We start from the raw sequence: 13,201 nt of genomic DNA, 5'->3' as shown, positions 1-13,201 counted from the left end.
GCCAACCTCGAAATGATGTCCAAGAAATGATCTCCAACCCTACAGCTCGATCGAGAGGTTTTGGCTCATCGGTCGATCGGGTTGGGTTCCTAGGAAGGAGGAGCTTGAGCCACCATTACCCAAGCCTGAGGGCAATCGCAACGGTGGCCATCAGCCGACCAATTCCGGCTAGAACGCCGAAATTTGCGTCAATTACAGGGCGGCAAAATAGTCCTTCGACTTCACAGGATCCGGATTCATCGTCTTTTCGCCCGGTTGCCAACCAGCGGGGCACACTTCATCGGGGTGAGTTTGCACGTATTGAATCGCTTGCAGCACGCGCAAGGTCTCATCCACGCTGCGGCCGAAGGCCAGGTTGTTGATGGTGGCGTGTTGAATCACACCTTCCTTGTCAATAATGAACAGGCCGCGCAGGGCAATGCCTTCTTCAGTCAGCACGTTGTAAGCGGTGCTGATTTCCTTCTTGATGTCCGAAACCAACGGGTAGCTCAGATCGCCCACACCGCCGGACTTGCGATCGGTTTGGATCCAAGCCAGGTGCGAGAAGGCGCTGTCCACCGAAACGCCCAATACTTCGGCGTTCAGTTGCGAGAACTCAGCGTAGCGATCGCTGAAGGCCGTGATTTCCGTGGGGCAGACAAAAGTGAAGTCCAGGGGATAGAAAAATAGGACTACATACTTGCCACGGTAGTTCGACAGCTTAATTTCTTTGAACTCTTGGTCAGAAACGGCCGTAGCGGTGAAGTCAGGGGCAACTTGGCCCACACGGAGGCAACCTTCGGTCATGGGAGTGAGTCTCCTGTTGCGCTGTTTTAGACGAATTACGAACTGTTACGAGAATATCATAGTCATTACGATTTTGACATGACGGATTGCCATGAGTTTATTTCCGCCGATCGACCCCTATCGCCAAGGGACAATGCCCGTTTCCGATCGCCACACCCTCTACTTTGAAGAAAGTGGCAATCCCACCGGCAAGCCGATCGTGATTCTGCATGGCGGGCCCGGCGGTGGCAGCCAACCGAGCTATCGGCAATATTGCGACCCGACCCAGTGGCGAATCGTGCAATTTGACCAGCGCGGTTGTGGCCGCAGCCAGCCCCATGCGGACTTGACCGACAACACCACTTGGGATTTGGTGGCGGATATTGAGCGTTTGCGGGAGCATTTGGCGATCGAGCAATGGGTGGTGTTTGGGGGCAGTTGGGGCAGCACCCTCGCCCTGGCCTATGCAGAAACCCATCCCGATCGCTGTTTGGGGTTGATTTTGCGGGGAATTTTCATGCTGCGGCCCCAGGAACTGCGCTGGTTTTATCAAGAGGGAGCCAGCTATTTGTTTCCCGAAGCCTGGGCCCAATACCTAGAGCCAATTCCCCCAGCCGAGCGACATGATCTGATGGGGGCTTACTACCGTCGCCTGACAGATAAAAATCCAGCGGTGCGACGACAAGCGGCCAAAGCCTGGGCCGTGTGGGAAGCCAGCACCAGCAAGCTCATTCCCGATGCGGATTTGCAGGCGGCCTTTGCCGATCCCTTTTTTGCGGAGGCCTTCGCCCGAATTGAGTGCCACTACTTTGTCCATGGGGGCTGGTTTGACCCGGCCGATCAACTGCTGCAACGGGTCGATCGGATCCGCCATTTGCCCGCCGTCATTGTCCACGGCCGCTATGACGTGGTTTGCCCGGTGGTTTCTGCCTGGGAATTACACCAAGCCTGGCCGGAAGCCGAGTTGCAGATCATCCCCGACGCGGGCCACTCCATGGCGGAACCGGGAATTCTGAAGGCATTGGTGGCGGCAACCCAACGTTTTGCCCAACTGAAAGTCTGATCTCAGCTTTAAAATGGGACAATCTGCATCAACCGGGAAACGGTTGTTCTCAGTTAACAATTACGTGCGATCGCGCCATTAACTCCTATGCCCGTCAAAAAAGGTTCCTTTGTTCGTGCCATTCGCGAAAAGCTAGAAAACAGCGTCGAAGCAACCGCCAGTGATCAGCGCTTTTCTTCCTACCTATTTGAAAGCAAAGGAGAGGTGCTAGATCTGCGCGGTGACTATGCCTTGGTGAAGTGGTGCAAAGTGCCAACCCCCAATATTTGGCTCCGCTTGGATCAACTCGAAGAATTTTCAGGTTAATGCTCTAATTGTCTTAAGTCAATCTTGGCTTATTTCATTTCAAAAACTCTCGAAATTGTCCGATCAGAAACCTTTTGGCTACCGATCGGGCATTTTTCGTTGATCTTAATTTCAAGATAAACCTGATTTTTTTCACGCATTTTTATTTTTTCAGTGAATTAGATATTTTTGATTTAAATCTTCAATTCTTTATCAAGATCTATCTAGTATTTTAGAGATTGATTTTTTCATACAGAGCATTTATCGATCATGAATTGAATTTCAAATTTATTGCAATGAGTCAATACAGATGGCAAGAATTTAGAAATTCCTAACTAAGTTTTTATCAAATTCAGATTCATTTAAAGATCATCAAAATCCGAATCTTTAATTCCTCAATTCAGCTCTTTAGCTAGTTGCCGAAATGATCTCAGAAAATTTGAATTATTTATCTTTTCAATTAACAAAATCCAATCAAATAATCCAGCATTCACCCTGGAATCAGTTGCGCTAATGCAGGATCCAGGCTGACTGAAACGGCGAGGACAAGCGAGAGGTCAATAGCCCTGGGGTCATCCTGCAAATAGATCGGGAATTCGGCGCTGTAAGGCCGCGTTCAACTCCGGCAGGCGATCGAGCAGGGATTGATACCACTCATATCGTTGGCGATAGTGCTGGCACATCAGCCGGTTTTGGGACACCCACTGATAGGCGTTTTGGGTCAGGGTTTCGCGTAATTGGGGGTAGTCAACCAGGGCAGCTAGTTTTTGCTCAAAGTCCGCTGGGCTGTAGTAGAGCAGGCCCGTTTGACCATCGATCAGGGTTTGTTGATAGACCACGGGGCTGGCCAGGGCGGCGGTGCTGTGGGCGGCACACTCAATGAACTTCAAGTCTGATTTCATGCCGTTGAAACGGGTGCGTTCCAGGGGCAACAGGGCCACATCGCTTTGGTGCAACAGTTCCGCATATTCCTCGTAGGGACAGAAGGGGCGGAAGGTTTTGTGGGGCGTTTGCAGGGCTTCAAAAAAGCGGCGATCGTGAATCACATGCACCAGAATTCGATCGCCCCGTTGATTGAGTACGCGGTTAATGCCGTCAATCAGCGGTTTCCAATCGTTTTCCCGGTTTAGGGCCCCAAAAAAGAGGGTGACCGGTCGTTGTGGATCGATGGCGGCGGGTGGCGGCAATTCCGCCAACTGATTGGGAAACACGGCCACGTAGGGGTTCACTTGGCGCAGGAAGGCGGCCAGGGGTTCCGTGGAGGTTTGGATGGCGTGGACGCTGCGATAGGCGAAAAAGTCGGTTTTTTCGGTGCGGGCCCAGCGGTAGGGGTCGTCGTCCACTTCCAAGATGATCAGATAACCTCGGGCCAGGAGTTTGCGCTGCTGCACCAAGTCCTGTTCTCGGTTCAAAATCGCCCGTTGCCAAATAAAAATTGGCTCTTCGTGGGCTTGCACGGCTCCGGCGGTGGCGGTGCGATCCTGGGCGATCGCCCGCATTCCGGGAATTCGATTTAAAAACTCATTCGGTTCGGTCACTCGCACTCGTTTGCAAACCTTGGCTTCCATCACCAGGGTTTGGGCAAAGAAGTGTCGCTGGGGCCGATCGCCCGGCCGCATGGCTCGCACCAGGTATTGCACCGAAGCACTTTGCTGATTAAACCGCTGCCGATCGACCCCCAACCGATCCAGCAGCGGCCCGATCGCCTCTTGGAATTTGTCGCGCATTTCGTCGGGGCGACTGCGACCCCGAATTTCTTCAATTTCTAACCCCGCCTGCTGAAAAAGCTGGGTAATGGAATCCTTGGTGAAGAAGCGCAAATGGCCCCGATCGAAAATGCCGTAATCCGCATATTCCCAACGGCCCGACAGCAAATCCACAATGGCTCCCCAATATTGAATATTGGGAATGCAGGCAATCACTTGGCCACCGGGAGCCAGCCAGCGTGCATGGTGGGTCAGGGTTTGCCAAGGATTAATGAAATGCTCCAGCACATCCCCATAAACCAGGCAATCCATGCTTTCCGGGGGAATTTCTGCCCCCAGTTGGGGATCTTCCGCATTGCCCACATAGACGCGATCGAGCCGGCCCGCCGCGATTTGGGCCGCCGCTGGATCTTGCTCTAAGCCGATGTATTGGGCAAAGGGGTTAATTCGTTTGTAGGCCTGTCCCAAGGCCCCTGTGAAACAGCCCACTTCCACAATCGATCGGGCATCTCCGGGCAGCAGTTTCAACAAATCGGCATTGTGAATGTCGCTGTAGGCCAGGGATGCGGCGGGTTCAGAAGTCATCGGAACAGGAAGATGGCGAGCGATTGGGTGAACAGATCACCGCCCTAGGCTATCGCGCCCGATCGCCCGACACAAGCCACAGCCGCCACTTTCCATCAACGGAACCTCGCCCGGCGGCCCTGCGTCCACAACCTTAATCCGCCCTTGTGATTGAAGTGATCAAATTCATGATCTAGATCTATCCCCGCGTTCCAATGCATTCTGGCCAAGGCTTTTGTTCCCTATGTCCTGTCCCCAAGGCATTGAGCACCCGTTTTCCCAACGCAACAACCTATCCGGCTTGATTCCAGGCGCGATGGTATTCTTTGGAAGATTCATGCTCCACCCCGTTCAGCCACGATTGAATGAGCGGCTTAACTGACAGGGCAACCCAAACACAAAACTGATGCGCACCCCAAAGTGCCACACCAACCCTGTGATGGTTACCCGATCGCTGCTTAATGGTTAGTTGATGACTGACTGAATCAATTGGCCAATCACCAGTTAGTCGTTAACGTTTCGTTTACACTTTTTGTTCGTTTTGCCTGCAATCGCTGCAAATCAATTCACCATGGCAGGTCTCTTCCAAATTGGTCCGAATGTTATCCAAGCGCATGAGATGCTCTCGCTGCTCAGTCGCTATCACCTGATGCCGCAATTCCTACGCGGATTGGTGATCGATCGGGCGATCGCCGATGTGGAGTTCACCGAAGAAGAACGGCAACAGGCCGTGATCAACTTTCGGAAGCAACATCGGATTATTGAGGACGCAGACATTACCCGTTGGATGCAGGAAAACAACCTCTCCATTGAAGGGCTTGAAGAGCTGGCCATTCGGCCCATGCGGCTGGAAAAGTTCAAAGAGTCCCAATTTGGGCGCAAAGTAGAAAACTATTTTGTCAGTCAAAAGAGCCGCCTCGATAAGGTGGTCTACTCCTTGATTCGCGTGCAGGATGAAGGGCTGGCCCAGGAAATTTATTACCGCATTGAAGAGGGCGAGTCTTCCTTCGCAGAAATGGCTCGCACCTATTCCCAAGGTCCAGAAGCTCAAACCAATGGTCTTTTGGGGCCCGTGCCTCTGAACCAGCCTCACCCCTTCATTGCCCGCATGTTGGAAGTGAGCCAGCCGGGTCAATTGTGGCCCCCGCGTGCCCTGGTGGAATGGTTTATTATTGTGCGGCTGGAACAGTTTTTGCCGTCGCAGCTTGATGAAGCCATGCGCCGACAAATGATCGATGAAATGTTTGAAAACTGGATGCGCGAACAAATTCAAGCCCTTGGTTCGCCCCAGTTACTTTGGGCCGCTTCCGATTCGGGAAGTTGAGGGCGATCGGGATGAGCCAGGGCGATCGCCCGCTACGGTTAGTTTGATCAAAGGCAATTTGACCCATCCAATTTGACCCATCTTGATTCAGCTCCTGACTCCGCAAATGATCCATAAAAACGATCCATAATTTGCGAAACCGTTAGCCAGCCGTGAACCCATGCGCTGATTTGGCTCTCAATCCCGATCGCCGCCCGCCTCGATCGCCCCGCCTGACTGCTTTGACCCGTTTTTGCCCGTGCCTGGAGTTATGACTCAAGCTGCTAGCCATCAGCCCATTCAAGTGTTTCTGGCGGAGATCGATCCGTTCAGCCGCCTCAGCTCCGCCAGTTTGGAACGCTTACTCCAGGGGGCCCAGCTACTGCGCTACCGGGTGGGGCAACCACTGCTCGATCGCCAAACCCTACCGGCCCAAGTCTTGGTTTTGTTCCAAGGGCAAGTGCGGGTTTTGGGATTTGACGAGCGATCGCAACGGCCCGTCAGCCTCAAACTAGCCACTCCCGGCGAAATTCTCGGTTGGGCTGGGCTGTTGCGAGGCGTGGCCTGCGAAACGGCGATCGCCTCCACCGAAACCACCTGCATCAGCATTCCCGCCGCCGACTTTCTGACCGTGATGGCCGAAGAGGCCACCTTCCGTCAGGCCTGGGAGTCGCGCTGCAACCTCTGTGAACTCTTCAGTTTGCTCAGCCAGGAGCTTCAGCGCCAAGCCGATCGACGCGGCAACCTAAAAGACATCACCCTGCGGATGCTCGATGAAGTGCAGGTGATGGGCATTCCCGAAGGGATTGTCGATGAGGCCACCCTTGAACGGCTGATTGATCCGCAACTCGTCTGGCTCCTGAGCGGTGGCCAAGCGGAAACCGTCAGCGGCAAACTGATCGCGGGCGATCGACTGCAATGGGCCGGCAGCGGCTCCGTTACCATCACCGGCGGCCATGCGGCCCGCGTCGTTGGGTTCACCCAAGACTGGCTCCGGCAGCGCACCCCCCAAACCGAAGCCGCGATCGCCCCGCCTCCCCCCCCGGTTGATATCGTCACCGGCAACGCCGCCCCCGTCACCGAACCGGCTCCCGTTGCGGCAGCTCCGGTTCCCGTTCCCGAAATTCCCTTCGCCCCCGAAAAACCGCCCGAACTCCCCCGAGAAGCCCTGCTAACCCAGCCCGCCACCTATCCCCATGTGCGGGGGCGGGGGCCCGTCAACGGCACTCTGGCCTGCTTCCAGATGCTGAATGAATTCGTGCCCGGGTTGCAATTCCGCAAAGACCGGATTCGGCGGCTCCTGGAAGATCAACTGCGGGCCACCGGGCAAATCTCCATGCAGGTTTGCGGGGCGATCGCCCAAACCATCGGCTTTCGGCCCCAACTGATCCAAATTTCCGGTGTCCTCATCAATCGGCTGAAAGCACCCGCCCTCACCCCCTGGAAAGATAGCTTCGCCGTCATCTACGACATTTCCGAAACCCGCATCATCCTCGCCACCCCCGAAGAAGGCGTGATGCGCAAGACCCCCCAGCAGTTCCTAGAAAGCTGGGGCGAAAGCGGCATGGTGTTGCTTCTCGAAGCCCCCGTAGAAGAACTGCCAGAAAAATTCGGTCTCAGTTGGTTCGTTCCCTGGATCCTGCCTTACAAACGCGCCCTGATCGAAGTGGTCGTCGCGTCCTTCTTCGTTCAAACCTTCGGGTTGGTGCAGCCGATCATCACCCAGGTGATCATCGACAAAGTGTTGGGCCAAGGCAGCATCGAAACCATGGATGCCCTCGGCTTCTTCATGTTGGGTGTGGCCGTCTTTGAAGGGATCCTCAACATCCTGCGGACTTACCTGTTTGTCGATGCCATGAACCGAATCGACATGAACGTCGGTTCCGCCATCATCAGTCACCTGATGCGTCTACCCCTGGGCTACTTTGACGTGCGCCGGGTGGGTGAGCTGGCGGGTCGGGTCAATGAGCGCGACAGCATTCGGAACTTCCTGACCGGCACAGCCCTCACCGTTTTCCTGAACGCCATCTTCTCGGTGATTTACATCGTGGTGATGGTGGTTTACAGTTGGCTGCTCACCTTGGTAGCCCTGGCGGTCGTCCCCATCTTGGGCGGGATTATTGTCTTTGCCGCCCCGATCATCCGCCAACTCATTCGTCGCCAAGCGGAACGCCGCGCCGACGTGGACTCCTACATGGTGGAAGTGATTTCCGGGGCCCAAACCGTCAAGGCCCAAAACATCGAAACCAAGGTGCTGTGGCAGTGGCAAGAGCGCTACGCCCGCATGATCCAGGCAAACTTCAAAACGATCATGACCGGCACCACGATCGGGGGGGCCACCTCCTTCCTGAACAGCCTGTCTACCCTAGCCCTGCTCTGGGCAGGGGCCTATTTGGTGATTGGCAACCAAATCACCCTGGGGCAATTGATCGCCTTCAAAATCCTGGCCGGAAACGTCACGGGTTCCCTCCTCAGCCTGGTGGGTGCTTGGCAACAGGTGCAGGAGATTTCAATTTCTGTGGAACGTCTGGCGGATATTGTTGACAGCCAACCGGAGTCCAGCGATGCTGATCGCGACAACATCCCCATGCCGGAATTGGTCGGCTCCGTCAAGTTCTCCGACCTCTCCTTCCGCTTTGCAGAAACGGGGCCCTTGCAGCTAGCCAACGTTAATCTCGACTTTGCCCCGGGCACTTTTGTAGGGATTGTGGGGGAATCCGGTTCCGGGAAATCCACCCTCATGAAACTCCTCCAGCGGCTGTACGCTCCCACCGCTGGCTACATCCAAATTGATGGCTACGACATCAGCAAGGTAGAACTCTACTCCCTGCGCCGACAAATTGGGATGGTGCTGCAAGACACCCTTCTGTTTACGGGCACGGTGCAAGAAAACATCATGCTAGCCAACCCGGATGCCACCACCGAGGAAGTGATTCACGCCGCCAAGGTGGCCGCCGCCCACGACTTCATCATGCAGTTGCCCAACGGCTACAACACCGTGGTTGGGGAACGGGGAACCGGGCTTTCTGGGGGACAACGACAGCGGATTGCGATCGCCCGTACCGTTTTGCAACAGCCCAAACTCCTGATTTTGGACGAAGCCACCAGCGCCCTGGACTACAACTCAGAACGTCAGGTTTGTAATAACCTGGCCGTTGAGTTCCGAAACCGCACGGTGTTCTTCATCACCCACCGATTGAACACGGTTCTGAACGCAGACTCCATCATCCTGATGGATAAGGGGGCCGTGGTTGAACAGGGAACCCACGAGGAATTGATGGCTATGAAGGGTCGCTACTATTGCCTGTTCCAACAACAGGAGGGGTCGTTTAGCTAGCGATTCCCCCCGTCCTCACCCCGTTTGTTTGTAACCCGTCAATCCTTTCAGTCCTTTCAGTCTGCTATTTGGTGAAACTCAATGCTAAAGGCCTTTATCGAACGGGAAGAGCAACCGGTCTTGCTACAACGGCCGGCATTGCTCGCCAGTGGATTTATTTGGTTGATTGTGACCTTTGTGGTCGGCGGTATCACTTGGGCCGCAGTGGCCCAGATTGACCAGTCCGTCCCGGCGGCCGGTAAGTTACAGCCCAAGGACTCCACAAAACCGATCAAAGCACCGGCCGGCGGGGTAGTGCGGGAAATTGTGGTCAAAGACGGCGAACGGGTCGAAAAGGGCCAATTGCTCGCCACCTTTGACCCCACGGGGCAGGCGGCGGATGTGCAATCCCTGAAGGCCAACCAGGACTCTCTCGAACGCCAAAAGCAACTGATTAGAGCGGAGGCCGCTGGCTTGGGCTTAACCCGCGAGGGCCAGGCTAGTATTATTGACCTTCAACGCAACCGAGCTGTGCGAGTGGCGGAAAATATCTATCTGCGGGCGCTGCTGCGGGGCGATCGCGCGGCTCCGGCTGGCCAAGCCGGTCGTTTAGCAGAAAACCGAGCGGCCCAAGCTTCTCGACTGTCGCAACTGCAATCGCGCGTGGCGGAACTGAACTCGCAAATCAACGAATTGCGCAGTGATGTGGCCAACACTCGCGCCCAACGACGGGCCATCCAAATTCGATTGGGACAGGCCCAAGAACGCCTAAATATCAATGAGGGAATCATCGCTGATTTGCAGCCCCTCGTTGAAGAAGGGGCCGTTGCCCGACTGCAATTCAAAAACCAACAGCAGGCTGTGCTGTCGAATGCTGATGCGGTGGCAACCCTGGAGGGGCAAATCGCCAGTTTGAATGAGCAAGAAGCTCGCCTCATGGCTTCCATGCAAACCAAGCAGGCGGAAATTGGGACGCAGTTGGCGGAAATTCGCACCACCCAAACCAGTTGGGCGGCGGATTTGGAAAACCGCATTGCGGACAACGATCGGGCGATCGCCGATATTGACACCCAGTTGGCGAAGTCCCGTCTGGATAACCGCCGCCAGGATGCCAACGTGGTCGGCCAGCTTGCCCAGGTGCAAAGCCAATTGGTGAAAGCAGAGCAAGCGGTACGCTATCAAGAACTACGCGCCCCCATTGCTGGCACGGTTTTTGATATTAAGGCTAGCGGTCCGGGCTATGTGGCCAGCCCCACGGAACCCATGTTGAGCATTGTGCCCGATGGCGAGTTGGTGGCATCGGTTTATGTAACCAACAAGGATATCGGGTTCGTGGAAGTGGGAATGCCAGTGGAGGTGAGTGTGGACACGTTCCCCTCGCTGGAATTTGGCAGCATCAAGGGGAAATTAGTCTCGATCGGGTCAGATGCCCTAGCACCCACCCAAGAGCGCCCCACCTATACGTTTCCCATTCGGATTGAGCTGGAACGGCAGACCCTGAAAACTAATCGGGGCTTGGAGTTAAAGATTCAAGCTGGGATGTCGGTTTCGGCACGGATCAAGACCCGCAAGCGATCGGTTTTGGATATCTTCCTGGGGCAATTCAAGTCGCGTGCTGACAGCTTCGAGACGGTGCGCTAAGCTTCATCCTCTTTCAAACAATCAGAACTGCAATGGCAAGCGGGGCGAAGGCAGGGCAACCTGTGCGCCCCGCTTTTGCATGGGTCTTTTCTTGAATCCGTGGAGACTTACATCATTCAAGCGATCCAGCGATCCTGAATCGATCGCCCTAGGTCTCCAGAGATTGCAGCGCCCTACCAAGCGAGCCATTGGAACAAGCCATTAGAATCTGAATCGATTGAATTGAATTGAATCGATCGCCCCATTCTGCAATAGCAAAATCCCCCAATCTCAAAGAGACCGGGGGATTTTTGCTAGTTACCTAGGAGGCAATTAGATTTAGCCGAACTTGCTCGAAGTCGAGGCGATCAAGAAGGCTGCGTAGGTCACGAAGTAGCCAACGGTGAAGTGGGCCAAACCAACCAAACGAGCTTGCACGATCGACAGGGCCACCGGCTTGTCCTTCCAGCGAACCAGGTTCGCCAGCGGAGTGCGCTCATGCGCCCAAACCAGGGTTTCGATCAATTCTTGCCAGTAACCGCGCCAGCTAATCAGGAACATGAAGCCCGTTGCCCAGATCAGGTGACCGAACAGGAACATCCAAGCCCAAACAGCGAGGTTATTCATGCCATAGGGGTTGTAGCCGTTGATCAACTGCGACGAATTCAGCCACAGGTAATCGCGGAACCAGCCCATCAGGTAAGTCGAGGACTCATTGAATTGAGCCACATTGCCTTGCCACACGCACAGGTGCTTCCAGTGCCAGTAGAACGTGATCCAGCCGATCGTGTTCAGCATCCAGAACATGGCCAGGTAGAACGCATCCCAAGCCGAGATGTCGCAAGTACCGCCACGGCCGGGACCGTCGCAAGGGAAGCTGTAACCAAAGTCCTTCTTGTCGGGCATCAGCTTGGAGCCACGGGCATCCAAAGCACCCTTCACCAGAATCAAGGTGGTGGTGTGCAGACCCAGAGCGATCGCATGGTGAACCAGGAAGTCGCCAGGACCGATCGTCAGGAACAGCGAGTTAGCGTTGCTGTTGATTGCTTCCAACCAACCAGGCAGCCACACATCGCCATGGTTCGGCCAAGCCGTCGCCGCCAAGCTATCGGGGTTCGACAGCAGCGTATCGAAGCCGTAGAGCAGTTTGCCGTGAGCCGCTTGAATCCATTGAGCGAAAACGGGTTCGATCAGGATTTGCTTCTCAGGCGTACCGAACGCCACAACCACATCGTTGTGAACGTACAGACCCAAGGTGTGGAAACCGAGGAACAGCGAGACCCAGCTCAGGTGCGAGATGATCGCTTCTTTGTGCTGAAGCACGCGATCGAGCACGTTGTTCTTGTTCTGGGCGGGATCGTAATCACGCACCAGGAAGATTGCGCCGTGGGCAAACGCACCCACCATCAGGAAGCCAGCAATGTACTCGTGGTGAGTAAACAGGGCAGCCTGAGTCGTGAAGTCCTTCGCAATGAAGGCATACGACGGCATCGAATACATGTGCTGAGCCACCAACGAGGTCACAACACCCAGCGAAGCTAGGGCCAGAGCCAGTTGGAAGTGCAGCGAGTTGTTCAGCGTATCAAACAGACCCTTGTGAGCGTCGCCCAGCTTGCCCGAAGGTGGCTTGTGCGCTTCCAAGATTTCCTTGATGCTGTGACCAATACCAAAGTTGGTACGGTACATGTGACCGGCGACGATGAAGATCACCGCGATCGCCAGGTGGTGGTGAGCAATATCCGTCAGCCACAGGGCTTCCGTTTGGGGGTGGAAACCGCCCAGGAAGGTCAAGATTGCGGAGCCAGCCCCTTGAGCCGTGCCAAACACATGGCCAGCCGTATCGGGGTTCTCGGCATACACGCCCCAGTTACCGGTGAAGAAAGGAGCCAAACCAGCCGGGTGAGGAGCCACCGACAGGAAGTTATCCCAACCCACATGCACACCGCGCGATTCAGGAATCGCCACGTGCACCAAGTGACCCGTCCAAGCCAGCGACGACACGCCGAACAGACCCGCCAAGTGGTGGTTCAGACGCGATTCTGCGTTCTTGAACCAGGAGAGGCTGGGGCGGAACTTGGGTTGCAAGTGCAGCCAACCGGCAAACAGCATCAAAGCCGCCAACACCAGCAGGAACACAGCGCCTTGGTACAGGTCGCCCACAGTGCGCATCCCGATCGTGTACCACCAGTGGTACACACCCGAGAAGGCGATGTTCACAGGGCCCGACGCACCCGCTTGGGTAAACGCATCAACGGCGGCTTGGCCGAAGTGCGGGTCCCAAATCGCGTGGGCGATCGGACGGACGTTCAGGGGATCTTTCACCCACTGCTCAAAGTTGCCTTGCCAGGCCACATGGAACAGGTTGCCCGAAGTCCACAGGAAGATGATTGCCAGGTGACCGAAGTGCGACGCGAAAATCTTTTGATAAAGATTTTCTTCCGTCATGCCATCGTGGCTTTCAAAGTCGTGGGCTGTGGCAATCCCGTACCAGATCCGCCGCGTCGTGGGATCAGCGGCGAGATCCTGGCTAAATTTTGGGAATTTGGTTGCCATAAGTCCTGTTTTTGTCTTAATCCTCG

Annotated in this window: 9 protein-coding genes; 6 read left to right on the top strand and 3 right to left on the bottom strand. The window is 55.2% G+C overall.

Annotation, left to right across the window (positions count from 1 at the left end; translation table 11 throughout):
* Positions 1 to 192: 192 nt before the first annotated feature.
* The gene (locus H6G53_RS02880; RefSeq protein ID WP_099533057.1) at positions 193 to 786 is read right to left on the bottom strand and encodes a peroxiredoxin; all 594 of its coding nucleotides are present in this window, start codon (positions 784 to 786) and stop codon (positions 193 to 195) included.
* A gap of 91 nt (positions 787 to 877) precedes the next feature.
* Here H6G53_RS02880 and pip point away from each other — a divergent pair, with 91 nt between their 5' ends.
* Entirely contained in the window at positions 878 to 1,828 is a 951-nt protein-coding gene (pip, locus tag H6G53_RS02875; RefSeq protein WP_190530863.1) for a prolyl aminopeptidase, read from the top strand.
* 87 nt (positions 1,829 to 1,915) lie between these two features.
* Positions 1,916 to 2,134 carry an NAD(P)H-quinone oxidoreductase subunit O gene (locus tag H6G53_RS02870; RefSeq protein WP_099533059.1) on the top strand — a complete coding sequence of 73 codons (219 nt, stop codon included), beginning with the start codon at positions 1,916 to 1,918 and terminating at the stop codon, positions 2,132 to 2,134.
* 551 nt (positions 2,135 to 2,685) lie between these two features.
* Here the strand turns inward: H6G53_RS02870 and H6G53_RS02865 are convergent.
* Entirely contained in the window at positions 2,686 to 4,404 is a 1,719-nt protein-coding gene (locus tag H6G53_RS02865) for a methyltransferase domain-containing protein (protein WP_190530862.1), read from the bottom strand.
* Here H6G53_RS02865 and H6G53_RS02860 point away from each other — a divergent pair.
* From H6G53_RS02860 to H6G53_RS02845, 4 genes are all read left to right on the top strand, one after another.
* Positions 4,383 to 4,541: a hypothetical protein gene (locus H6G53_RS02860; protein WP_190530861.1), complete on the top strand. Its 159-nt coding sequence runs from the start codon at positions 4,383 to 4,385 to the stop codon at positions 4,539 to 4,541. The two genes, H6G53_RS02865 and H6G53_RS02860, sit on opposite strands and share 22 nt — an antisense overlap.
* Before the next feature lie 413 nt (positions 4,542 to 4,954).
* A complete protein-coding gene (locus H6G53_RS02855) occupies positions 4,955 to 5,707 on the top strand; it encodes a peptidylprolyl isomerase (protein ID WP_099533061.1) in 753 nt (250 codons plus the stop codon).
* A gap of 250 nt (positions 5,708 to 5,957) precedes the next feature.
* Complete coding sequence (locus H6G53_RS02850) at positions 5,958 to 9,023, top strand: ABC transporter transmembrane domain-containing protein (RefSeq protein ID WP_190530860.1); 3,066 nt, start codon at positions 5,958 to 5,960, stop codon at positions 9,021 to 9,023.
* An 81-nt stretch (positions 9,024 to 9,104) separates the two neighbouring features.
* On the top strand, positions 9,105 to 10,643 hold the full coding sequence (locus H6G53_RS02845; protein ID WP_099532034.1) for an HlyD family efflux transporter periplasmic adaptor subunit: 1,539 nt from the start codon (positions 9,105 to 9,107) through the stop codon (positions 10,641 to 10,643).
* Between the two features lie 318 nt (positions 10,644 to 10,961).
* Here H6G53_RS02845 and psaB read toward each other — a convergent pair whose 3' ends face one another.
* Positions 10,962 to 13,175, bottom strand: a complete 2,214-nt coding sequence (gene psaB, locus H6G53_RS02840; RefSeq protein ID WP_190529260.1) for a photosystem I core protein PsaB — start codon at positions 13,173 to 13,175, stop codon at positions 10,962 to 10,964.
* Positions 13,176 to 13,201: the final 26 nt, after the last annotated feature.

The sequence above is a fragment of the Limnothrix sp. FACHB-406 genome, from assembly GCF_014698235.1.
Classification (GTDB): domain Bacteria; phylum Cyanobacteriota; class Cyanobacteriia; order CACIAM-69d; family CACIAM-69d; genus CACIAM-69d.
Note: the sequence above shows the minus strand (reverse complement) of the source record. Positions and strands in the feature narration are given on the sequence as shown.

Coding starts and splice junctions, on each gene's coding strand:
- H6G53_RS02855 (WP_099533061.1), top strand. CDS start 4,955: ATGGCAGGTCTCTTCCAAATTGGTCCGAATGTTATCCAAGCGCATGAG.
- H6G53_RS02870 (WP_099533059.1), top strand. CDS start 1,916: ATGCCCGTCAAAAAAGGTTCCTTTGTTCGTGCCATTCGCGAAAAGCTA.
- pip (WP_190530863.1), top strand. CDS start 878: ATGAGTTTATTTCCGCCGATCGACCCCTATCGCCAAGGGACAATGCCC.
- H6G53_RS02850 (WP_190530860.1), top strand. CDS start 5,958: ATGACTCAAGCTGCTAGCCATCAGCCCATTCAAGTGTTTCTGGCGGAG.
- H6G53_RS02865 (WP_190530862.1), bottom strand. CDS start 4,404: ATGACTTCTGAACCCGCCGCATCCCTGGCCTACAGCGACATTCACAAT.
- H6G53_RS02880 (WP_099533057.1), bottom strand. CDS start 786: ATGACCGAAGGTTGCCTCCGTGTGGGCCAAGTTGCCCCTGACTTCACC.
- H6G53_RS02845 (WP_099532034.1), top strand. CDS start 9,105: ATGCTAAAGGCCTTTATCGAACGGGAAGAGCAACCGGTCTTGCTACAA.
- H6G53_RS02860 (WP_190530861.1), top strand. CDS start 4,383: ATGCGGCGGGTTCAGAAGTCATCGGAACAGGAAGATGGCGAGCGATTG.
- psaB (WP_190529260.1), bottom strand. CDS start 13,175: ATGGCAACCAAATTCCCAAAATTTAGCCAGGATCTCGCCGCTGATCCC.